This is a genomic window from Streptomyces sp. GL_148 (assembly GCF_057834205.1).
The window spans coordinates 8,666,749-8,687,306 of the sequence record NZ_CM174396.1; the positions used below are offsets into that span (position 1 = coordinate 8,666,749).

Annotated in this window: 26 protein-coding genes and 1 pseudogene; 14 read left to right on the forward strand and 13 right to left on the reverse strand. The window is 68.2% G+C overall.

Translation table 11 applies throughout. The features are described 5' to 3' along the window. Positions 1-285: 285 nt before the first annotated feature. Both AC3IYI_RS39110 and AC3IYI_RS39115 read right to left on the reverse strand, forming a co-directional pair. On the reverse strand, positions 286-660 hold the full coding sequence (locus AC3IYI_RS39110) for a hypothetical protein (protein WP_008736299.1): 375 nt from the start codon (positions 658-660) through the stop codon (positions 286-288). Between the two features lie 195 nt (positions 661-855). Beyond that, the gene (locus AC3IYI_RS39115; protein ID WP_389635442.1) at positions 856-1,236 is read right to left on the reverse strand and encodes an ArsR/SmtB family transcription factor; all 381 of its coding nucleotides are present in this window, start codon (positions 1,234-1,236) and stop codon (positions 856-858) included. A 276-nt stretch (positions 1,237-1,512) separates the two neighbouring features. Between AC3IYI_RS39115 and AC3IYI_RS39120 the strand changes: the two genes are divergently transcribed. The 5 genes from AC3IYI_RS39120 (at position 1,513) to AC3IYI_RS39140 (ending at position 3,384) form a co-directional block, all read left to right on the forward strand. Beyond that, complete coding sequence (locus AC3IYI_RS39120; RefSeq protein WP_489408180.1) at positions 1,513-2,253, forward strand: carbonic anhydrase; 741 nt, start codon at positions 1,513-1,515, stop codon at positions 2,251-2,253. 104 nt (positions 2,254-2,357) lie between these two features. Then, the gene (locus AC3IYI_RS39125) at positions 2,358-2,534 is read left to right on the forward strand and encodes a hypothetical protein (RefSeq protein ID WP_489408181.1); all 177 of its coding nucleotides are present in this window, start codon (positions 2,358-2,360) and stop codon (positions 2,532-2,534) included. Positions 2,535-2,622: 88 nt separating this feature from the next. Continuing rightward, positions 2,623-3,006 carry an ATP-binding protein gene (locus tag AC3IYI_RS39130; RefSeq protein ID WP_489408182.1) on the forward strand — a complete coding sequence of 128 codons (384 nt, stop codon included), beginning with the start codon at positions 2,623-2,625 and terminating at the stop codon, positions 3,004-3,006. 10 nt (positions 3,007-3,016) lie between these two features. Next, positions 3,017-3,229, forward strand: coding sequence for a hypothetical protein (locus tag AC3IYI_RS39135; RefSeq protein ID WP_489408183.1), 213 nt, complete (start codon positions 3,017-3,019; stop codon positions 3,227-3,229). Continuing rightward, entirely contained in the window at positions 3,226-3,384 is a 159-nt protein-coding gene (locus AC3IYI_RS39140) for a DUF6126 family protein (protein WP_008736308.1), read from the forward strand. Before AC3IYI_RS39135 ends, AC3IYI_RS39140 begins: the two co-directional genes overlap by 4 nt. A gap of 494 nt (positions 3,385-3,878) precedes the next feature. On the opposite strand, the gene AC3IYI_RS39145 is transcribed toward AC3IYI_RS39140, so the two are convergent. The 10 genes from AC3IYI_RS39145 to AC3IYI_RS39190 form a co-directional block, all read right to left on the reverse strand. Then, positions 3,879-4,214, reverse strand: coding sequence for an ArsR/SmtB family transcription factor (locus tag AC3IYI_RS39145; RefSeq protein ID WP_008736311.1), 336 nt, complete (start codon positions 4,212-4,214; stop codon positions 3,879-3,881). A gap of 234 nt (positions 4,215-4,448) precedes the next feature. Then, a complete protein-coding gene (locus AC3IYI_RS39150; RefSeq protein ID WP_489411822.1) occupies positions 4,449-4,607 on the reverse strand; it encodes a PhnA domain-containing protein in 159 nt (52 codons plus the stop codon). A gap of 96 nt (positions 4,608-4,703) precedes the next feature. Beyond that, positions 4,704-5,114, reverse strand: a complete 411-nt coding sequence (locus tag AC3IYI_RS39155) for an STAS domain-containing protein (protein ID WP_489411823.1) — start codon at positions 5,112-5,114, stop codon at positions 4,704-4,706. Between the two features lie 17 nt (positions 5,115-5,131). Further along, the gene (locus tag AC3IYI_RS39160) at positions 5,132-5,503 is read right to left on the reverse strand and encodes an ATP-binding protein (protein ID WP_489411824.1); all 372 of its coding nucleotides are present in this window, start codon (positions 5,501-5,503) and stop codon (positions 5,132-5,134) included. A gap of 50 nt (positions 5,504-5,553) precedes the next feature. Next, positions 5,554-5,985 (reverse strand): pyridoxamine 5'-phosphate oxidase family protein, encoded by a 432-nt coding sequence (locus AC3IYI_RS39165; RefSeq protein WP_489408184.1) that lies wholly within the window; start codon positions 5,983-5,985, stop codon positions 5,554-5,556. After that, a complete protein-coding gene (locus AC3IYI_RS39170) occupies positions 5,982-7,649 on the reverse strand; it encodes a SulP family inorganic anion transporter (RefSeq protein ID WP_489411825.1) in 1,668 nt (555 codons plus the stop codon). The genes AC3IYI_RS39165 and AC3IYI_RS39170 overlap by 4 nt, the downstream gene beginning before the upstream one ends. A 68-nt stretch (positions 7,650-7,717) precedes the next feature. Further along, complete coding sequence (locus AC3IYI_RS39175; protein ID WP_008736324.1) at positions 7,718-8,059, reverse strand: ArsR/SmtB family transcription factor; 342 nt, start codon at positions 8,057-8,059, stop codon at positions 7,718-7,720. 185 nt (positions 8,060-8,244) lie between these two features. Beyond that, complete coding sequence (locus AC3IYI_RS39180) at positions 8,245-8,634, reverse strand: hypothetical protein (protein ID WP_489408185.1); 390 nt, start codon at positions 8,632-8,634, stop codon at positions 8,245-8,247. Between the two features lie 68 nt (positions 8,635-8,702). Then, positions 8,703-9,362 (reverse strand): NUDIX hydrolase, encoded by a 660-nt coding sequence (locus AC3IYI_RS39185; RefSeq protein WP_489411826.1) that lies wholly within the window; start codon positions 9,360-9,362, stop codon positions 8,703-8,705. 66 nt (positions 9,363-9,428) lie between these two features. Further along, on the reverse strand, positions 9,429-10,025 hold the full coding sequence (locus AC3IYI_RS39190) for a TetR/AcrR family transcriptional regulator (protein ID WP_489408186.1): 597 nt from the start codon (positions 10,023-10,025) through the stop codon (positions 9,429-9,431). A gap of 168 nt (positions 10,026-10,193) precedes the next feature. Between AC3IYI_RS39190 and AC3IYI_RS39195 the strand changes: the two genes are divergently transcribed. The 8 genes and pseudogenes from AC3IYI_RS39195 (at position 10,194) to AC3IYI_RS39230 (ending at position 17,674) form a co-directional block, all read left to right on the forward strand. Continuing rightward, positions 10,194-11,153 carry an alpha/beta hydrolase family protein gene (locus AC3IYI_RS39195; protein ID WP_489408187.1) on the forward strand — a complete coding sequence of 320 codons (960 nt, stop codon included), beginning with the start codon at positions 10,194-10,196 and terminating at the stop codon, positions 11,151-11,153. Positions 11,154-11,516: 363 nt separating this feature from the next. After that, positions 11,517-12,374, forward strand: coding sequence for an ISL3 family transposase (locus AC3IYI_RS39200; RefSeq protein WP_489408188.1), 858 nt, complete (start codon positions 11,517-11,519; stop codon positions 12,372-12,374). Between the two features lie 390 nt (positions 12,375-12,764). After that, positions 12,765-14,549, forward strand: coding sequence for a reverse transcriptase/maturase family protein (locus AC3IYI_RS39205; protein WP_489408189.1), 1,785 nt, complete (start codon positions 12,765-12,767; stop codon positions 14,547-14,549). A gap of 129 nt (positions 14,550-14,678) precedes the next feature. Then, positions 14,679-15,533 carry a transposase gene (locus tag AC3IYI_RS39210; RefSeq protein ID WP_489408190.1) on the forward strand — a complete coding sequence of 285 codons (855 nt, stop codon included), beginning with the start codon at positions 14,679-14,681 and terminating at the stop codon, positions 15,531-15,533. 188 nt (positions 15,534-15,721) lie between these two features. After that, entirely contained in the window at positions 15,722-16,003 is a 282-nt protein-coding gene (locus AC3IYI_RS39215) for a hypothetical protein (RefSeq protein WP_489408191.1), read from the forward strand. A gap of 90 nt (positions 16,004-16,093) precedes the next feature. Continuing rightward, the gene (locus AC3IYI_RS39220) at positions 16,094-16,288 is read left to right on the forward strand and encodes a hypothetical protein (protein WP_489408192.1); all 195 of its coding nucleotides are present in this window, start codon (positions 16,094-16,096) and stop codon (positions 16,286-16,288) included. Positions 16,289-16,855: 567 nt separating this feature from the next. Beyond that, positions 16,856-17,002, forward strand: a pseudogene (locus tag AC3IYI_RS39225) (ATP-binding protein); the annotation flags it as partial. A 96-nt stretch (positions 17,003-17,098) separates the two neighbouring features. Continuing rightward, positions 17,099-17,674: a DUF6368 family protein gene (locus AC3IYI_RS39230; protein ID WP_489408193.1), complete on the forward strand. Its 576-nt coding sequence runs from the start codon at positions 17,099-17,101 to the stop codon at positions 17,672-17,674. A gap of 102 nt (positions 17,675-17,776) precedes the next feature. Here AC3IYI_RS39230 and AC3IYI_RS39235 read toward each other — a convergent pair whose 3' ends face one another. Beyond that, a complete protein-coding gene (locus tag AC3IYI_RS39235) occupies positions 17,777-19,000 on the reverse strand; it encodes a Mu transposase domain-containing protein (RefSeq protein WP_489408194.1) in 1,224 nt (407 codons plus the stop codon). A 254-nt stretch (positions 19,001-19,254) separates the two neighbouring features. Here AC3IYI_RS39235 and AC3IYI_RS39240 point away from each other — a divergent pair, with 254 nt between their 5' ends. Then, entirely contained in the window at positions 19,255-19,752 is a 498-nt protein-coding gene (locus tag AC3IYI_RS39240) for a hypothetical protein (protein WP_489408195.1), read from the forward strand. The last annotated feature ends 806 nt before the right edge of the window (positions 19,753-20,558 follow it).

The window sequence follows — 20,558 nt, forward strand, 5'->3', positions numbered from 1 at the left end:
TCAACGCCGCTCGGGCACCTGACCGGGCGGCGCCGAGGCCCGCCTTGGGTTCGCCAATCCGCTGCCCACGCCACGCGCGGGGAGCAGTGGGCGCCCCTGCGGCTGCATGCCCTCAACGGGTGAAGCTTCAGGCTTCGGAGACGCTATACAGCCGCAGGGTCGGGTGTCGTGCTTCGTCAAGGCCGGGGCCCGGGCGGGGCCGTAGGGAGCTGCAGACTGCCAGACATGCCGACATGGACAGTTGCGAAAAATTGCAACTCTTGGGCGTGGAAAAAGGGGCTGCGCTCAGATTTCGAGGTCGGCTTCGATGCGCCGCAGCTGGTGGCGGGCCATGGCCAGGTTGGCGTTGCGCTTGTCGAGGACGAGGTAGAGGAAGAGGGTTTCCTTGCCGCGTCCGGTACACAGCAATAGGAGGTGGTACTGGTTGCCGAGGGTGATCAGGACGTCCTCGATGGCGTCGGTGAGTCCGAGGTGTTCCATCGTGCGGACTTTGGCGCGGATGACGTCGGTGTTGCCGGCTGCGGCCACGGTGAGGTCGAGGTCGCGTCCGCCGCCTGCGGTGCCGAGTGCCATTCCGCTGTTGTAGTCGACCACTGCGGCTCCGAGGGTCCCCTCGACGCTGGTCATGATGTCCTTGAGGGCGGTGTCCACGTTGGCCATGATGTCGCCTTCCGGTGTGTCTGCGTGCGCGCTGGGCGCGGGCTGTCACCGGGACGTTACTCATTGCCTGGCCCCGCCCGTGGGGGATTCGGCAAGTTCGGGTGGGGTTGGCGTGATCGGGCGGAGGGAGTGGGGCGGGCCGTCCCGCAGCGCGGGAGGGTGCCGGAGGGCTGGCGGCCGGCGCGGGGGTGCGGGTTATCGGTGGGGGTGGGCGGTGAGGTCGGCCAGCAGGCTGGCCTGGCCCTGCAGGACGCCGGTGAGGATGCTGCGGGCCACGCGCAGGAGTTCGGTGACTTCGTCGCTGGCGAGGCGGTAGTGGACGCTGACGCCTTCTCGTCGGGTGCGGACGAGGTTGGCTCTGCGGAGGACGGCGAGTTGCTGGGACAGGGACGCGGATTCCACGCCTACCTCGGTGAGGAGTTCGGAGACTGCGTGTTCGCGTTGGCTCAGGAGTTCCAGGACGCGGATGCGTACCGGGTGGCCGAGGGTTTTGAAGAACTCTGCCTTCAGCTGGTAGAGGGGAGTGCTGACCTCCGGGGTCTCGTCGTCGTTCGCTTTGCTGGCGCGTCCTGGCACGGCGTGGGCCCAATCCTGGCGTCGGGCGGCTGTCGGGCTTCTGCCGCGCTGTGACCGCCACAATTGCAGAATTCCGTACGCTGCGGACCGAAGCCCGGGGTATCGGGATATCAGGCCGCGCGGTGTCCGTGTCCGCCGCGGTTACGGCTGCGGCGCTGACTGCGGGCCGCGGCCGGGGGCCACTGGCTCGAGTGTGTTTTCTCGCCATGGTCTGGCCAAAGAAGCGCCAAGGCGGTCTGTTGTCCCGGGCGTCGGGCCTGGTGCCTGTCTAGGGTGATGTGCGTGAGTGCCCAGGGTGAAGGCGGCGGGAAGGTGCTGGGGAGGCGCGGGCTCGGTCGCTTCGCCCTCACGGGTGCGGTCGCCTTGGGGGCGGGGCTGGTATCCGGTTCCAGTGCCGTCTCGACCCGTTCCGATGGCGGTGTGCGCCGGCGTCCCGTGACGCCGGAGGGCGCGTGGACGGAGCTGGCCGCGGGCAACGGCCGCTGGCGGACACTGCGTGAGCGGCATCCGGACGAGTCGGCTGGGTTGCGCCGGGAGCTGGTGGGCGGCCAGCATCCGTTCGCCGTGGTACTGGGCTGTGTGGACTCCCGCGTTCCGCCGGAGCTGGTCTTCGATCAGGGGCTCGGTGACCTGCTGACGGTCCGCTCGGCCGGTGAGGTCTTGGACGAGGCGGTGGTGGGGAGCGTCGCCTACGGGGTGCTGGAGCTGGGGATCCCGCTGGTGGTGGTCCTGGGGCACCAGGCGTGCGGGGCCGTTGCCGCCGCCGTCCACGCCGAGACGGGGCACGGTGAGCTGCCGGGTCCTCTGCGGTATCTGGCCGGGCAGATCCGTCCGTCGATCGATCGCACGCTGACGGGGGACGCGTGCGTGGACGCGGCGGTCACCGCGAACGTGCGCCGAGTGGCAGCGCGGCTGGCCGCCCAGTCCGAGATGGCGGGGCGTATCGCGGCGGGGAAGCTGGCGGTGGTCGGGGCCCGCTACGAACTGGCCGGCCAGTGGGTGCACCGGGTCGGCTGACCGGGAGCGGGCAGTCAAAGAGACTGGCGGGCGGGGCAGGCCACGCTAGACTTGCAGAGTTATGCAATTTACTAGTTCCATGATGGTGGACGGGGGGTTGCGGTGTGGTCGGATTCGAGGGTGCGGCGCTGGAGCGGGTCCGTGTGGCGCGGGTTCGTCTGGAGGCTGCGCGGGAGGCCGAGGACGCCTTCGAGGAGGCGCAGGCAGCCGAGGAGCTGGAGGACGCTTCGCGTCTGGCCTGGGAGCACGGCATCGGTGCTGATGAGCCGGGTGTCCGGTGAATCTGGCGGCGCGGCCGCAGGCGGGCCGGTAATGGGCCGGGATCCGAGCGGGGGGCAGTTGGTCCGGGAGCGTCGCCATGCCTGGACGGTGCCGCTGGCGCCGGGTTCGGTGAGGGCCGCGCGCGAGCGCACCGAACGCTCTCTGGTGCTGTTCGGCGTGGGAGGAGCATCCTCGCTCGGCGGTGCGGTGCTGTTGGTGGTCAGCGAGCTGGTGGCCAACGCGGCCCGCCATGCCACGGCATCCCCGGAGGCCGAGATCACCCTGACCATGACCGATCACCTGCTCGTCGTCGCCGTCGGGGACCTCGACCCGCGCCCGGTCACACTCGCCGACCGGTCTGCGGGACAGGGGCTGCGCACGGTGGCGGACCTGGCGCGGGCCCACGGCGGCGACGTCGGCGTCGAACCCTCGCCCGACGGGCGCGGGAAGACGGTGCTGGTCCGCTTCATCCTGCCGTCCGGAACACCGTGACCGGCGCATCGTGAGCGGCACCTACGAAGTGGAGGAGCAGATGTACGAGATCACGTATCTAGGCGGGGACGATCCGGCGACCTGCCGGGTGGCGGCAGCCGAGGTCGCGGGCCTCATCGAGCAGGCCGGCTCCGTCGGTGCCACGATCCTCATCCGGCCTTACGCCCGCCCGGCGACCGGTCGGGACGCCGCAGCGGCAGGGAAGGGAGCAGGTCAGTCATGAGCGACGACAAACGCGCCGAGACGGCGAGAGCGGATGCGGAGAAGTGGAAGGAGAAAGGGGTCGCGCTGCGCGCGTTCTTCTACATCTTCGGCACGCACGTGTTCGCCGGATTCATCTGGCTGCTGTTCTATCTGGGCCAGCACGCCCAGAAGTGACCGCGTTCGCCGAGCAGGGCACGGCCACGACATCGAAGGCTCGGACCCCGTCGGCCCGGGACGACCTGCGGCGCCGCGCCGCGGGCGAATAGGAGTGGCGCATGCTCGCGGCGATCGGGGTGGCGCGGTGGTGTTCTCGCGGCTGGCTCCGTCGGCCGTCCGCCTGGCGCCTCGCGTGGTGTCGGCCGGTTCGGTGACCCATGCCGGGCGGAGCGTGTCGGTCACCGGCATCGCCTCACTGGAGCGTGAACCGGGGCGTTCCGTCCGCTGCCCGGGGCTGCTGCCGCTTGGGGAAGAGGGCTCGGGCCAGGGCGCGATCCTGGGCATCCGCCGCGCTTCGGTCACCGGCCGTAGTCTGATGGCCGGTTCCTGTAAGCACTCCACGGCGGGCTGGGGGCCCGGCGAAAGAGGGAAGCGGCCGTCTCCCGGTGTCAGAAGCGCCGGGTGAACCCCGCACTACGGAAGACGGCCGCCGTCTGAGGGCGCCCGGCCGGCTATTTCCGGCTGGTGGCGCGCAGGTCGGCCAGGAGATCGGCCTGGCCCTGCAGGAGACCGGACAGGATGCCGCGGGCGACGCGCAGGAGTTCGGCGACGTCGGGGCTGGTGAGCCGGTAGTACACGTTGGAGCCCTCACGGCGGGTGGCCACGAGGTTGGCCTTGCGTAGCACCGCGAGCTGCTGGGACAGGGAAGCGGCTTCGATGCCGACCTCGGCCAGCAGCTCACCGACCGCCTGCTCACGCTCGGCCAACAGCTCCAGCACCCGGATCCGGGCCGGATGGCCGAGCGTTTTGAAGAACTCGGCCTTCAGCTGGTACAGCGGCGTGACCATCGGCGCTCCTGCGGCGCCGGCCGGGCCGCTGCCGTCCCGGGCCGTGTTCTTCGCGCGTGTACCTGGCACCTCGTCCACCCAAACTCTCCACCAGGGGACCTGCTGCAGCGTCCCCGTCAACATCCTGCGACCTCTACAATTGCAGATTTTCGCAACTGATGGATACCCGCCGGAGCGGATCAGGCCGAACAGCCCGTCCTTGAGGGCGCTTCGGCCCGGGCCTCTGTGGCCGGGTCAGGCCTTCTTGACGAATTCGGTCTTCAAGACCAGGCCCTTGACCTTTTTGGTGTTGCACTCGATCTCGCCGGGCCGGGAGGTGAGGCGGATGTTCTTGACGAGGGTGCCGCGCTTGAGGGTCTCGGAGGTGCCCTTGACCTTGAGGTCCTTGGTCAGCGTGACGGATTCCCTCCTTGAGCACGGTGCCGTTGGAGTCCTTGAAGGTGATGTCGCTCATGATGTGGCTGTGTTCCTTGGTTGCGAGGTGGCGGGTCAGATAGTGCTGGCCGTGACCACGGGGCGGGCGGGCCAGTTGTCGGTGCTCCACTGCCTGGCGGGTTGGCGAATCTGGCGGTGTGCGGCCAGGGCTGCGGGCAGGTCGGGGTGGACGGGTATGGCGGGTCCGGTGGCGTCGGGGACGAGGGATCCGTCGGCGGGGATCGCGGCGAGTTCGAGGCGACGCCCGTGTTCGGCCAGGAGGCGGGCGGCCTGGGCGACGGCCAGCTGCCCGCCGGCCGACCAGCCGTGCAGGGCGGTCAGGTCCAGGATCACGGGCCCGGTGCCCCGGGCCAGGGCCCAGCCCACCGCGCCTGCGAAGCGGCCGGTCGCCTCCGCGCCGAGGTATCCGGCCAGGGAGAGGACCGCCAGGTCCTCGTGGGCGGCGTAGTTCCACTCGATCGTCATCGTCGCTTCCTCGGTGTTCACAGGGGCAGGGTGATCCAGACGCTCTTGCCGCGGCCGTCCGCGTCCGGGCGCACGACGGCGGTGCCGCCCAGTTCCATGGTCATCTCCACCACGGTGGCCAGCCCGCTGCCCGGCTTGATGGCCAGTGCCCCGTAGAGGGCGGGCAGGTAGGGGTGGCGGTCGTGGACGGCGAACGCGAACACGCCCGGGCCGTGGGCGTAGGTGACGGTGAGCGTCGGGGAGAGCGCGGCAGCGTGGCGGACAGAGTTGGTGACCAGCTCGGCCAGGATCAGCAGCGCCGGTCCGACACTCGGATGGCGAAGACCCACACCGCACTCCAGCAGCACGAGCTCGGTCGTCTCCCTCGCGGTGCGTACGGCGGCGCCCATCGCGGGCAGGGTCAGCACATGCCGGTAGGGCAAAGTCTCCGTCCGGACGCTCACCGTTCCTCCACGGGCGCCAGGCGGTGTCCGGTGAGGGCCTGCGCGTGCAGCCGCAGCAGCGTGTCATGGGGCCCGTACGCCATCCCGGGCAGGATGCGCCGGTAGTGGGCCGTCTCATCGGGGTCGGTGACCACCTCGGCCGGGCCGTGGACGGTGAGTGTCCACCCGGTGCCGGTCCGCGGGTGGATCTGGTCGACCTGGTAGGTCAGCATCGTCCGGCCGGCGACGGCCGATGTCTGCACAGGCGCGCGCACGACCAGGCGCCCGCACGCCATCACGTGCGTGGCGGGCCGGATGACGGCCTGCTCTCGCCGCACATACACCAGGCGGCCCCGGTAGAGCGGACGGCCGTGGCTTGCGCCTTCGAGGAGCCAGAGCACTTCTGCCCCGGACATGTCGGTCAGGTTCAGGTCGGCGGGGACGGTCATCGCGGGCCCTTCCGGATGCGGTGCGACTCAGGCAGGTGCGGTCGGTGGCGCGCCGGCAGAAGCCCGGCCTGCTCCAGGTGCTTGCGTGCGCCGGCGATGGCCTCGGGGGTGGTGGCGTACTCGCGGTCTTCCTGCTGGAGCAAGGCCAGGGCGCCCACCGATTCCAGGGCCTGGCGCTGACCTGGGCGGATGCCGGAGGTCATCACGGCGATCCCCCGCCGGTTCAGCTTCTCCACCGTGTCCTTCAATACCAGCGCGCCAGTGGCGTCCAGGGTCGTGACGCGGGACATGCGCAGGATCACCACCCTCACGTCAGCGACCTCGGACAGCTCCAGGAGGAAGCGGTGCGCGCCGGCGAAGAACAGAGGCCCGTCGATGCGGTAGGCCACGATGTGCTCGGCCAGGAGAGCGTGCTCCTCGTCGCTGTGCTCACCGGGCATGTCAGGGCGAAAATCGACCTGGTCCATCCGCGCCTGGCCCGCCACAGCCCGAAGGGCCAGGGCCCCGGCGACGACGAGACCGATGATCACCGCGTAGACGAGGTCGAGGACGAGCGTGGCCACCGCGGTCAAGACCAGGACCACCGCATCCGAGCGCGTGGCCCTGACCATCGCCCTCAGGGCACCGACCTCGATCATGCGGATCGCGGTGGCCAGCAGCACACCCGCCAGCGCGGCCAGCGGAATCTTTGACACCAGCGGAGCCGCGGCGAACACGATCACCGCCAGCACCGCCGCATGCGACAAGGACGCCAGCCGCGAGGAGGCTCCGCTGCGCACGTTGACCGCCGTCCGGGCTATCGCCGCGGTCGCGGGCACACCGCCGAACAGCGGGGCCGCCAGATTCGCAAGCCCCTGCCCGAACAATTCCCTGTCCGGGTCGTGCTTCTGCCCCACCGTCATCCCGTCAGCCACCGTGGCCGACAGCAGCGACTCCAGCGCCGCCAGCGCGGCCACCGCCACCGCCGGCGCGAGCAGCGAGCCGAGCGCGGAGACGTCGAGGAAGGACAGCGACGGCGCGGGCAGTCCGGACGGCAGATCACCGATCGGAGCCGCACCCCGCAGCCCGAACACCTGCACCAAAGCGGTGGCGGCGATGACCGCGACGATCGAGAACGGGATCGCCGGACGCCACCGCGCCCCGGCCAGTATCACCACGGCCACACCCAGCGAGAGCCCGATCGCCGTCCAGTTCGGAAACGCCACGAACTCGACCACGGCCCGCCAGGCCACCAGCAGGACCTTCTCGCCCTCGGGCTTGGCCACCCCGAGCGCGTTGGGGATCTGCTGGAGACCGATCACGCACGCGATACCGAGGGTGAAACCCTCCACAACCGGCGCCGGCACGTACTGCATATACCTGCCGGCCCGCAGCAGCGCCAGACCGATCAGCATGACACCAGCCATCAGCCCGACCGTCAGCACACCGCCGGGCCCGTACTGCGCCACGATCGGCACCAGCACAACGGTCATCGCCCCGGTCGGCCCGGACACCTGCAGGTTGGAGCCGCCGAATATCGCCGCCAAAGCGCCCGCGACCACCGCCGTGGCAAGCCCCGCCTCCGCGCCCAGACCCGAGGAAACACCGAAGCCCAGCGCCAGCGGCAGGGCCACGATCGCCACCGTCAGACCCGCCAGCAGATTCCGCCGGGGATCGCGGGCCATCCCAGCGAGATCCGCGCGAGTGGGCAGCACCGCCCTCAGCCGGCTCGCCGACTCCACGAGGAACGTGTTCACGACGCACGGCCTCCCGTCTCACGCAGCTCCGCCAAGAGCTGCGTCTGCCCGGTGAGGACCTCGGTCAGGATCCGGCGTGCCGCCAGCATCAACTGCGCCACGTCGCCGCCGGCCACCGCGTAGACGACCGTGGAGCCGTTGCGGGAAGAGGTGACAATCCCGGACCGGCGCAGGACCGCCAACTGCTGCGACAACGCAGAGGGCTCCACCTCGATCGACGCCAGCAGCTCGCGCACCGGCAATGGCCCGTCCTGCAGCAACTCCAGTACGCGTATGCGCACGGGGTGCCCGAGCATGCGGAAGAACTCGGCCTTCGCCTGATACAGCGGAACCGGCACGATCTCCACCCTTCAACGCCGCGGGCCTGCGGTCTGGTGCCGTGCCCGCGGCTACCTACGGATACGGCCCCTACATCATGTATTCAATTGCAGATATTTGCAATTTATGGATGCTGCGGACAGTTGTCGCCGCAAAGAGTACCGTCATGCCGTGAGGTCTCGCCGCCACCCCCGTCGGCGAGACCTCACCGACTTCGGCGTCGTAGGCGTGACCTGCTCCGAGCTGGGCGGCGGGAATGGCTTCCGTCCGGGCCGTACGCGCGGGCCCGGCGCACCAGCTCGGCACGCCTGGCGGGTGAGCGCCCGGGAGCAGCCCTGTAGGGGTGGCAGGCCAGTGCCCCGGACAGGGCGATGAGCCGGCAGCGCAGGTCGGTGGCACCCTGCGTGGGGGCGAGCCGGGCGAGCGCCTCGTAGGCGCGGATCCACTCGTACTGGAGGCGGATCAGGTCGTGGGGTTTACCGATCGACCTGATGATTAGACGAGCTCTGAGCTGCGGCAATGAGTTGCGTACATGTTCGCGACGACGCGTGAGGACCCTGATGCAAAGGAGCTCGAAGGAGGCCCGTCCGTACATCGCCCTCTTGAGGGATTCGACTCTGTTGAGGTGGTTGTCGACGGTCGGTCAATTCCCCATATCAAACGTCAGACGATTCCCCACCGTCTCACGCCCAGCCGCTGTACGGTCAGGGCGGAGGCCGGTTCACCAGGCATGTGATCGGTGTAGGCCGTACGCGGGCCGATCGGGTGGGACAGCGGAACGCGAGAGCCCACTGCGCGGCCGGCGTAGGCGTCGAGCAGTCTGTTCACCAGGTCCTCGGCCCGCGCGTGCTCCTCGTAGACGGCGCGGGTGCCGTCGTCGAAGGTGGCCAGCTCTCTTTGTGTGATCCCAACACCGTGGCCGAGCGCCTCGCGGGCGATCACGTGCGCGCCGGTGACGGGGTGTGCGGGCAGCGACGTGACGTCGGTCGACGCGGTTCGGGGTGTGAACGGCTCACCGTTCAGCACTGAGTCGAGCGCGGGGCGGACCTTCGGCCAGCTCGCGGCGAAGCCGGGATGGAGGTTGATGTCCGGGACCTGGGAAAGGGGGACCCAGGCGAGGGCCAGGGACTCGCCCTCGACAGGCCGGACAGCCATTCGCCGGTCGACGGAAACGATCACGGTGTCATACGACCAGCCGCCATGGTCGTCCCGTACGACTCGCTCTACGCGGGCCCGGGTGGTATCGAAGTCGTTCTCCTCAACTGCTTCACGGATCGCGGCCTCGGCTGCGGACTCGTTGCTGTCGCGGGCGCCTCCGAGCAGCGACCACGTGTCCGCGGCCGTTCAGATTGCGTGGCAGTGTCCGGGTCGCGATGTTGCTCGTCGGCATCATGACGCCTGGGGTCGCTGGAGTCCCTGGAGGAGGAGGGCGATCAGGCGTCGGGGGTCGTAGCGGGGGTCGTTGTCGCGTCCGATGCAGAGGTTGCCGATGCCGCGCATCAGCTCGTAGGGCTGTGTGCCGGGCTTGATGTCGCCGGCCTCGACGGCGGCGTCGAGCAGTTGAGCGCAGACGGGCAGTAGGCGGTCGAGGAAGTAGGCGTGCAGCGCGGCGAAGCGGTCGCTGTCGGACTGCAGGGCGTCGGCGAGGCCGTGCTTGGTGACCAGGAAGTCGACGAAGAGGTCGATCCATTGGCGCAATGCGTCGAGCGGGGTATCGGCGTCGGCCAGCAGGTTCGGGCCCGCTTCGGCGCATGCCTCGATCTGGTGCTGGTACACGGCGGTGACGAGGTCCGCCCGGGTCGGGAAGTGGCGGTAGATCGTGGCCATCCCGACGCCCGCCTGGGCCGCGATCTGGCGGATCGGCGCGTCGACGCCGGAGGTGACGAACACCTCGGCGGCGGCAGTGAGCACCGTCTCCCGGTTGCGCTGGGCGTCGGCCCGCTTGCTTCGGGACGGCGAATCCCCTGCAGGACCCTCGACGGCCATCACGTTCTCCTTCGACACGATTGACAAAACGGAGCGACGCTCCGGATACTAAATGGAGCAGCGTTCCGTTTCAGCTTAGCCGAAACGGGACACCCCTGACCGCCTTGTCTGCCCGCCGACGGCAGGCGACCGGCGGGCGGCAGGCCCCACCGAAAGGGAATCCACACCGTGAGCACATCCACCACCGCCGACGTCTTGGGCACACCCGTTCCGGTCCTGTCCTTCAGCCCCGTAGTCCTGTCCGTGCCCGGACGTCCCGTGGATCTCCACGTGCGCGTCTCCGCACCCTCGACCGGCACCGGCCTCCCCGTCATCCTCCTCTCCCACGGCCACGGCCCCTCGAACAACCTCTCCTCGCTCAACGGCTATGCGCCGCTCGCCAACTTCTGGGCGGCCCACGGATTCGTCATCGTCCAGCCCACCCACCTCACCTCGAGGACGCTGAGCCACCTGGTCGCCGACGCCCCCGGAGCACCCGACTTCTGGCGCTCCCGCGCCGAGGACATGACCCACATCCTGGACCGGCTCGACGTGATCGAGAACGCGGTGCCGCAGCTCGCCGGACGGATCGACCCCACCAGGGTTGCCCTCGCCGGACACTCGCTCGGAGGCTTCACCGCCGCCCTCCTGCTGGGCGCCGGACTCACCGACCCCGACACCGGGAACGTGGTACACCTCGCCGAGCCACGGATCAAGGCGGGCGTACTGCTCGCCGCGCCCGGCAGGGGCGGCGACGTCTTCAATGGGCCCATGGCCGGGCAGTGGCCGATCATCGGGGCCGTCGACTTCTCCACCATGACCACGCCCACGCTGGTCGTCGCCGGGGACAAGGACGACCCCTGGCACTTCACGGACATGGGGCCGGACTGGCACGCCGACCCCTACACCCTCGCTCCCGGCCCCAAGACCCTGCTCACCCTGTTCGGCGCGGAGCACGGACTCGGCGGGATCGCCGGATACGACGCCGCCGAGACCACCGACGAGAACCCCGGGCGGGTCGCCGCCCTCGCGCGGCTCACCGCGGCATACCTCCGTACCCGGCTCCACCCCGGCGTCCCTACGTGGCAGACCGCGTGCAAGGCGCTGACGACCGGACCCAACCCGGCAGGGCGAGTCGAATCCAAGTAGGCCCCCAGCCGCGCCAGCTTGAGGGGGCGCACGGGGTCACTCAGCGGGCTGGTACTCGGCGACGGTGTCTGGGCAGTCGGCCGCCACGGTGTGAAGTCCCTCGGCACTGCTCAGACTCCTGCACTGTTCGAATCGCATCCGACCCCTGGAAACTGCTCATACCGGTGAACAATTGCTGCTGGAACTCGGTTCTGGCACAGATCTAGGGGAGTCGTCGCGGAGTGTTACCTCGTTGTTCGATTGCGAGGAGTCGGGTTCGCGTGAGACCGCGTACGCCTTGTCGTCCAGCGATCAGAATTGACGCTCCCTCAGGTCGCTGCCGCCCGCTGCGGCAGCTGGTTGCCACCGGTGATGGTGCTGGTCATGCTGACCGATGCACCGTTCTGGCACTCGCTGGTTTTCGAGGGGATCGACGATGTGGATGTCGAGGCGGTTACGGCCGCGTTCGGCACGGTCGAGGTGGCGGCGAGAGGCCGTGCGGCCGGCTCTGCATGTCCGGACTGCGGCCGCTTCTCGGATCGGGTCCACGGCCGATACCAGCGCAGGCTGAAGGACCTTCCGCTCGCTGCACAGGGCTTTGTGATCCAGCTGACGGTCCGGCGCTTCATCTGCGGGTCGGCCGAGTGCCCGCGTCGGACATTCGCCGAGCCGTTCTCCCAGCTGGCTGCCCCGCACGCACGGTTCACCACGCGTCTCAACCACGCCCTGGAGCGGGTGGGACTGGCACTGGCCGGGCGGGCCGGTGCACGCTTGGCCGCCCAGCTGGGCTTCGGCGCGGGACGGATGACCTTGTTACGCAGGGTCATGGCATTGCCCGACCCGAAGTTCAGCACTCCGCGCGTGCTGGGCGTGGACGACTTCGCGATCCGTCGCGGCCAGACCTACTCCACCGTCTTGACCAGCGTCGAAGACCATCGCGTGGTCGACGTGCTCCCGACACGTGAAGCCGGGCCACTGGCCGCCTGGCTGATCAGCCACCCCGGCGTGGAGATCATTTGCCGGGACCGGGCGGGCGCCTACGCCGAGGGCGCCCGCCGCGGTGCCCCCGACGCTCTGCAGATCGCCGACCGGTTCCAGTGCGCCATGAGGCGCCTTGTCGTATCCCCGACTCAGTCGGGAAGAATTCGGAAGGAGATTCTTGGGTCTAATGGCTTACCCGATCCGGAAACGGTGACGGGACCAGAGCATGCCAGGAAACCGACGGTCACTCTCAGGCAGTAGAGGTGACGCGTCGTGGGACCCGCGTGACACGGTGAAAGCTGAATTGCCTGAACCCTAATTCCCAGGAGATTGAAGGTCGAATCCGTCGGAAAGCTGCCTGTAACCGACGCCGCACCCTGTGACGGCTTTGTGGAATGGTCGATGCAACTTCCGGAGTGCGGAGCGATGCCCAGCGAGGGCATTCAAGGGGACGAGTGGGGCGCCTACATCACGCTAGGACGTACGACAAGGACGAACATGGGATCGCCTACGGGAAGAGATCTTCCTATGGCGACGGAGGCCCCGTAGTAGTCGCCGGAGTCGCGACCGGCCAAGGAGGACGGGAAGGCCGTCCACATCGGGCGAAGGGGGCCAGGTGATCGGACACTCAAGACTCGGGAGGTATGCGAAATGCAGAGTGCCGAAACGGTGCTGGGTGTCCTCCGTGAACGCGGCAGGCGTGGCCTGCCGTGCGATGAACTGTATCGACAGCTCTTCAATCCGCAGTTGTATCTCACGGCTTACGGACGTCTGTACTCCAACAAGGGAGCGATGACGCCCGGAGTCACTGGGGAGACCGTGGACGGCATGTCCCTGGGCAAGATCGAGCACGTCATCGACGCGCTGCGCCACGAGTGCTACCGGTGGAGCCCAGCTCGCAGGGTCTACATCCCGAAGGGGCGGGGCAGCACGAAGCTGCGTCCGCTCGGCCTGCCTCCTTGGAGTGACAAGCTCGTCGGCGAGGTGATCCGCCTGCTTCTTGAGGCGTATTACGAGCCGACATTCTCCAACTCCTCTCACGGTTTCCGTCCCCGCCGGGGCTGTCACACCGCGCTACGCGATGTGGCGAATACTTGGACGGGCACGGTCTGGCTTGTTGAGGGTGATATTGGGCAGTGCTTCGATCGGCTTGACCATTCGGTCATGCTGCGAATCCTGGGTGAGAGAATCCACGACAACCGATTCCTTCGGCTCGTGCACAACATGCTCAAGGCCGGATACTTGGAAGACTGGGTCTGGAACGCCACGCACAGCGGGAGCCCGCAAGGCGGGGTTGTTTCGCCGATCTTGTCGAATATCTATCTGCACAAGCTGGACGAGTACGTCGAGAACGTTCTGATCCCGGAATACACCCGAGGGAAAGTCAGGAAGCCGAACCAAGCCTTCTTCAAGGTCTGGAACGCGATGCGTCGCGCACGCATGCGCGGTGACCGCACCGAGATGCGGGAGCTTCGCAAGCAACTCCGCAGCATGCCCAGCATGGATACTCAGGATCCCGGCTACCGGCGACTGCGGTATGTGCGTTACGCCGATGACACTCTGCTCGGGTTTGCCGGACCAAAGGTAGAGGCCGAGGAAATCAAGGAGCGCCTGGCGCAATTCCTGCGTGACGACCTCAAGTTGGAACTGTCGCCAGAGAAGACGCTCATCACGCACGCCCGCACCGAGGCGGCGAGGTTCCTCGGCTACGACATCACCGTGCATCACAACGACCGCAAGGTCACCGGCGGACGTCGCTCCGTCAATGGGGTCATCAGATTACGCGTCCCCCGTTCGGTGGTATCTGCCAAACAGGCCCAGTACATGAAGCGCGGCAAACCAGCGCGTCGGCCCGAGCTGCTGAACCAGGACGACCACGTCATCCTCAGCACCTACGGGTCGGAGTACCGCGGCATCGTCCAGTACTACCTGCTGGCCGGCGACGTCTTTCGACTCGCCCGGCTGCAATGGGTCATGGAGACCTCGATGCTGATGACGCTCGCCAACAAGCACCGTTCGTCGGTGTCGAAGATGGCCCACAAGTACGCGGCCACCATCGAGACACCGCACGGGCCTCGCAAGTGCTTCGAGGCCCGCGTCGAACGCACCGGCAGGAAACCGCTGGTCGGAAGGTTCGGAGGGATCCCGCTGAGACGGGACAAAAAGACGGTCATCACCGACCGTCGGCTGGCCCCGGTCAACACCAAACGCAAGGAGCTGGTCACCCGGCTTCTCGCCGGGCGGTGCGAGCCGTGCGGGCGGATCGACGCGGTAGAAGTCCACCACGTCGCCAAGCTCGCCGACCTCGGAAGACCGGGCGACCGGCCGCCATGGGCAGATCTCATGGCCGCACGGCACCGCAAAGCCCTTGTGGTCTGCGGAAGTTGCCACGCGTCCATCCATGGCAAGAGACCTGTCACAGCACTCACGGAGTAGTCGCTGGAGAGCGACGTGCGGTGAAAGTCGCATGCGTCGTTCGGGCTGGGGGCCGTGGGAAAAGGACCTGCTCAGCAGGCACCTCGCCGACGGCCCACCAGTACTCTGTGGCAGGGCCTCGGCCGAGCAGTGGAGACCTGCGTCGCCGCCCACCGCGACTGCCTGCGCAATCCATCACCCAGGGACGTGCCGCCGGAGGCCACCCGAGCGGCTGCCACCCAGCCGCAGGACGACCCGGCACCCGTCGGCCGGCGGGCCGAGCGGAAGAAGGCAGCACACGCCTTGGTGCACGAGCTGCTTGCCCGAGGCCGCTCGCGCCGGGCGATCGCCCGGCACCTGGGCTGGGGTCTCAACACCGTGCTCCGGTACGCAAACGCCGCGAACTGGCAGGACACCATCCGCGAAAACCGGCCCCGCCCCAGCAGACTGGACCCCTACAAGCCTTACCTGGAGCGACGCTTCGCCGCGGGATGCACGAGCGTCACCCACCTCCATAGGGAACTCGTTGCCGACAACGCGCCCGTCACCTACCAGATGGTCCGGTCCCACATCGCCACCCTCCGCGGGGCTCCGGCCAGCGCGCCGCCGCGGCCTCCGACGGTGCGGCAGGTGACCGGCTGGCTCACCCGGCACCCCACGACCCTGACCGAGGAAGATCGGGCCGGCCTGAAGGAGGTCCTGGCCCGCTGCCCCGAACTGGACAAGGCCGCCGGACACGTCCGCGACTTCGGCGAGATACTCACCGACCGCCTCGGCTCCACACTCCCCACCTGGATCGACGCAGTCGATGACAGCCAGCTACCCGGCCTCACCGGCTTCGCGCTCCACCTTCTGCGGGACATGGACGCCGTGGTAGCTGGGCTCACTCTCGACTGGAGCTCCGGCAGCATCGAGGGCGCCGTCAACCGCATCAAGAAGATCAAGCGCCAGCTCTACGGCCGAGCCGGATTTGAACTCCTCCGCAAGATGATCCTGCTCCAGTAACACTGTGCGAGCAGCCGCCCAGCCGTGGCAGGATGGCCTCATGTTGATACGAAAGGGCGATGCCGCGTAGGCGTCCCAAGGCCGTCCGCGCAGAGCGATGGCGGCCACAATGGCAGTGTTCGGTCTTGAGAGTCCGCGGAGTCACCGCCCGGACTCGTGCAGCGATCCGCCGGGTCGAAGACCAGGAGATGTGGCTCAACGCGGTCGCCGATGCGCTCTCGTGTTTCGAGCGATCCTTCAAGCGACCAGGACGCTACCTGGATGCCTCTGAGTTCGAATCGCCCGGGGTGGGAGATGCGCGTGATGCCCTCGAGTGGGCAATGCTGCACCTTCCGCCCGGAGCCAAACGGGATTTGGGCCGATTGATCACGCGTATCGATGAGGAGTTCGAGCGCCGCACCTTGCCGGAGCCCAACGACAACGAGTGGGCGACGTCGCGCTGGTGGTGGACCAGAGTGTGTGAACGCTGACGGTCCCCGAGGCCGTCGCCCCCCTGCAATCGAAAGGGTCTGTCACTCTCCGCGACGACTCCCCAAGATCTGTGCCAGAACCTGGAACTCGTGAACAAAGCCAGCTGGACTGCCCGCCAGGAGGCCAACGCGTCCCTGTGCGAGCACTGCGACCAGCGGCATGAAGCCGGGCTGCGGGAAGTCTGGCCGGACCAGCAGCGGCAACAAGAGCAAGGACCGGAGCCAGAGCAGGAGCAGGTCGTGCCCGAGCAGAAGGTCGGCCGCTGGTTCTCACGCCGCACCTGACCACCAGGCCAGCCCCTCCGCCGGGCATGCCGGGCCGCGTTGAACTCATCGACCGGGCAGACCAGGCGGATGCCGAACCCGGCTTCGATCTCGACGGCCTTGCGGACCTGTAGGAACCGGTGGAAGCCCTTGAAAATCTGCACGTACTCGCGCCGGGTCGAGGCAGCCCGCCCGGCAAGGGCCAGGTCGCCGACGACACGGTCGATGTCTTCGGGAGTGACGTCCCATGCAGGCCGGCCCAGCGCGGTGAGCGTGCGTTCCAGCAGCCCGATGTCGTTCTCGACCGTCACCGGACTGAACCCACGGGCCCGCCATGAGGCAACGAACGCCTCAACGCAGTCGGCCTGAAACTCCCACGGATCGGTGGTCACCGGCTCCAGCAGGACGGCACCGCCCTGGACCACCCTCAACTGGGATGCCACCGGCACACCTTCCTCGCACCTGACCGATCAAGGCAGCACCTGGAGAATCCGGGCACCACCACGAAGACCGACGAGGACAGCAGAAGATGGATACGGGCCGGTGGCAGCGGCGATCGACGAAAAGGAACATGTGCCAGCCCCAGATGAATGGGGACAGGTGTTCGGCGACGAGGTCCTCGCCACCGCCATCCTCGACCGTCTCCTCCACCACTGCGACGTCGTCTCCATCAACGGCCCCAGCTACCGGCTCAAGAACCGGCTCGCCGCCATCGAACGCGACAACGCAGCCTGACCAGCAGGTCCGTGTCCCGAAATCGATCGGATGTCTCCCCGTGGACCTGGTAGAACCAGGTCCACACGGCACTGGGCCGCGCATTCGGGGGGCATCATGGCGGGACCGGCGTTGGGGCTGTGGCTCTTCGAGCACCGCAGCTTCGAAGAGATACGAGCCGGTGTGATCCCGTGGCTGGAGACGATCTGCGGACCGGTCGAAACCGAGGCTGACGGCGACTTGGCCTTCCGAGTCCGAGAGCCTGCGGCCCTCGGACTACACGCCCTCAATACGGCTGAAGCGGGCACGTTCTTCCTCTCGGAGGACGACTGCATGCCAGCAGGCGACGAGGACTACTCCGACTTCTCGGTGCCGCCAGTCCAGGGCCTCATACTCGCCGCCGGCTGTTCGGGGCAGGTGAACCACATGCTGCTCGGTCACCTCGCCCTTGCCTTCGCCCAACGGCTCCACGCGATGATCGACTTCGACGGCGTCCTTGGATTCACCCCCGGCGACCGGGCCGAAGAAGCCGCGGACCTCGCCCGAGCACGGGCGCTGGTGGCATCGCTTCCTGGCGCCGTCAGGGAAGTCTCCTACGACACGGGCGGCGGCGACCGCTGGACCCGGCATGTCGGCGATCTGCAGTTCCTCAGTGCCTGGTTGCAGCACCCAGACTTCCGCCTCGTCAAATAGGCCCACCAAGGCCACACCGCACCTGGGCATGGCGCGAGCTTGAGGCTGACACTCACACCGTCGTCCAACTGGGCACGTTCACCCGTACCTCGTTGAGCACTCTCATGAGTACGCGGACACCTCGGCCAGCGCGGCCTCCGAGGGCGGACGGCGGACCTTGGTCTTGCAGGGCGCCCGGTCGGAGAACGAGGCCAGCACCGCGCGCTCCAGCGCGATCACGTGTCCGGCGTCGCGAACGGTCTGCCCGGCTCCGGCCGGTGCCTGGCGGTGCTTGGCGACCAATGCCCGGCCGCCGGTCAGGACGTGGAGGTAGTCCTCGTCGAGGCGGTGCAGGACCTTGACCTGGGCGCCAGGCAGGCCCGGCGGGACGGAGTACTTATTGCCGTCGAAGGAGACCAGGCCCTGCGGGCTGACGGTGCGCTCGACCTCCAGCTCGGCCGGGAAGGGCCGGGTCGGGATCTCCAACAGAGGTTCGGCCGCCGCGAGGTCGGCAACCGTCACCGACGAGCCCTCGATCCGGCGGCGCCGCTCGTCCATCCGCAGCGCGAGCTTGTCGACGCCGGACTGAGCCTGTTCGATGCTCAGCCCGTCCGGAACGGTGCGCCACCAGCGTTGAGCCGCCGAGTGGTTGGCCTTCTCCACCACGCCCTTGCGGTTGCCGCGGCGGGACGGGCAGATGTCGACCCCGACGCCGTAGTACTTCGCCACCGCGGCGAAGGCCGGCACCACTCGGCCGCTGGGCGGGTGGCAGACAGTGGCCATCCGGTCGAAGCGCCAGCGGCGTGCGGTCCCGCCGAGCTTGCGCACCACCTGGTCCAGTGCCTGCACCAGGTGCGGGAAGTCCTCCGCTTCCGCCAGCACCGCCCGCCAGCGGCCCGAGTGCGCGAGGGCACCGACCAGCAGGTGAGCGTGCGTCCCGACGCCCCAGCCTGCGGGCGGGTCGGGCAGCTCCAGCCAGTCGAACTGAATCTCCTCGCCGGGCGGGTGCACGATCACCGCAACGTCCCTGCCCGTCGCGGCCTTGCGTGGCTCGCAGTGCGGACGGACCTGATGGCGACGAAGGGCACGGGTGAACGTCGAATAGGCGCCCTGGTAGCCGAGTTCGGCGACTTCGTCGAACAGGGTGGAGGCCCACAAGTGCGGGTCGTCCGCGAGGCGCTGCCGGCAGTAGTCCATGAACGGCACGAAGGCGTCAGGGAGCTGGGCCCGGTGCTCGGGAACGCTCTCGCCGTTCAGGTAGGCCCGGATCGTCTTGCGGTCGCGGCCCAGATGCCTCGCGATCGCCGAGATCGTCCAACCCTGACGACGCAGTGCGTGCGCATCCACGTCTTCCTCCCGCGTGAGCATCCAGGCCCCCGAAACAGGCCGAACTTGCGCACGCAGGCTCTCCACGACGCACCGATGCCAGTTCGACACGCCGGGCAAAATCACACGATGGGTGGGGAGATCGCCTGAGCAGGTTTGACCGATCGAGGAGCGGCGGATCGGAAGACCGCGGTCCCAGCCGCACCCATAGTGGCCCTCGGATATCTTCTTCCAGGCTCGCGCCGGCGGGTCCCACGAGTATTCGAGGGGGAAACGTGCCTGGTGAGCGGCTTGACGCGGAATGGGTCCGGTCCTGGTGGGGACAGGCCGATGCGGCACTGACGAAGCTAATGGAGGCGTTCCTGCCGACGCACGGCTTCCAGCCCGGTCACAACGCTGTGACGCTCGCAACCGACGACAGCGACCGGGCGACGGACGCACTTGTGGACCTGACGCCGATCCCCTCCGACTTGACCACGCTCTACTGGGTGATCAGCGATGCCTCCCTGCCCGATGTCGACAGCGGGTACTTCATTCACTCACCCGCGACGGCGGCGGAACAGTTCCGCGAGTACGGACCCGCTCCGATTGAGGGCGAATGGATCGCGATCGTCTTCGCCAGCGACGGCGGGGGCTGCCTGTTCGCGATTGGAGGCAGCGGACAGGTCTGGAAGTCCACCACGGCTTCCTGGTTTGACGACTACGAGGTCGCCGCGGCCAGCTTGCAGGAGTTCCTCGAACACCTCAGCCGACGGATCGCGGACCAGCCCTGATCACCTGCTGAGAGAACCCGTCCAGACGATCTTCCGCAACTGGGGAACGCCTGAGCAGGTGTGGGGTCACCCTGAGCGGGAGATGGCCAATTTCAAAGAGCGCCATCAGTGAGAGGGCCGCTTCCCGCTCGCGCTCTCCCGCACCTTCCCGCCCTGACTGTGAAGGTCCTGCTCCGCCGACTACCGCAGCACGGAACGCCGTCGGTGGCGGAGGTTCAGACGGGGTGGTCGTGCTCCGCCAGTTCGGCCCCCTCGTCGTATCCTGGTCGAGGCTGGCGTTGCCGGAGTCTGCCGTATAGAGGCGAAGGCCATCGCCCTCGGCATGCTCTACTCGGTCGCGGAAGTTCACCGCCCGCTCGGCACCGCTGCGGTCACCGCCCGCTGCGCCAGAAGGACCTGTTGTGGATCCTCGACTACCAGGCTTTTCGCGAGCGCACCGAGCCAATCCGCCGCAGCGAGGACCACTACCTGCAGCTGGAACCTCCGCCTGCTCCTTTTTCGGCTTCGAGGCCACGACCGCCTCGAACGCTTCTGAGCACGACGAAAGCGGCCAGCTCTATGGCCATCCCTCTTGGCACTGTCCCGGCCCGGGCGGGGCGAGCGGCTCGCAGAGTCCATCGAGCTGACGGACCGCTAAAACTCCTGAGCACCCCGAAAGTTGTTGACCGACATCAACTCCCACCGCCAAGGCTCAGCGCTGGGAACAGGCTGGGGTCGTCCGCATTCTCCCCTCTGAGGAAGCGGTCGCGCCAATCTCCACATGCGCCGCGGGCGGGCCGACTTTCCTGCCGGCGAGAGCTTCAGGG

Bases quoted from the DNA above. Each gene is read 5' to 3' on its own strand.
- AC3IYI_RS39110 (WP_008736299.1), bottom strand. From the start codon at position 660: ATGGCCAACGTGGACACCGCCCTCAAGGACATCATGACCAGCGTCGAG.
- AC3IYI_RS39120 (WP_489408180.1), top strand. From the start codon at position 1,513: ATGTGCGTGAGTGCCCAGGGTGAAGGCGGCGGGAAGGTGCTGGGGAGG.
- AC3IYI_RS39140 (WP_008736308.1), top strand. From the start codon at position 3,226: ATGAGCGACGACAAACGCGCCGAGACGGCGAGAGCGGATGCGGAGAAG.
- AC3IYI_RS39145 (WP_008736311.1), bottom strand. From the start codon at position 4,214: ATGGTCACGCCGCTGTACCAGCTGAAGGCCGAGTTCTTCAAAACGCTC.
- AC3IYI_RS39155 (WP_489411823.1), bottom strand. From the start codon at position 5,114: ATGACGATCGAGTGGAACTACGCCGCCCACGAGGACCTGGCGGTCCTC.
- AC3IYI_RS39160 (WP_489411824.1), bottom strand. From the start codon at position 5,503: ATGGGCGCCGCCGTACGCACCGCGAGGGAGACGACCGAGCTCGTGCTG.
- AC3IYI_RS39165 (WP_489408184.1), bottom strand. From the start codon at position 5,985: ATGACCGTCCCCGCCGACCTGAACCTGACCGACATGTCCGGGGCAGAA.
- AC3IYI_RS39170 (WP_489411825.1), bottom strand. From the start codon at position 7,649: ATGGCCCGCGATCCCCGGCGGAATCTGCTGGCGGGTCTGACGGTGGCG.
- AC3IYI_RS39180 (WP_489408185.1), bottom strand. From the start codon at position 8,634: ATGTACGGACGGGCCTCCTTCGAGCTCCTTTGCATCAGGGTCCTCACG.
- AC3IYI_RS39190 (WP_489408186.1), bottom strand. From the start codon at position 10,025: ATGGCCGTCGAGGGTCCTGCAGGGGATTCGCCGTCCCGAAGCAAGCGG.
- AC3IYI_RS39200 (WP_489408188.1), top strand. From the start codon at position 11,517: ATGCTGACCGATGCACCGTTCTGGCACTCGCTGGTTTTCGAGGGGATC.
- AC3IYI_RS39205 (WP_489408189.1), top strand. From the start codon at position 12,765: ATGCAGAGTGCCGAAACGGTGCTGGGTGTCCTCCGTGAACGCGGCAGG.
- AC3IYI_RS39215 (WP_489408191.1), top strand. From the start codon at position 15,722: ATGTGGCTCAACGCGGTCGCCGATGCGCTCTCGTGTTTCGAGCGATCC.
- AC3IYI_RS39230 (WP_489408193.1), top strand. From the start codon at position 17,099: ATGGCGGGACCGGCGTTGGGGCTGTGGCTCTTCGAGCACCGCAGCTTC.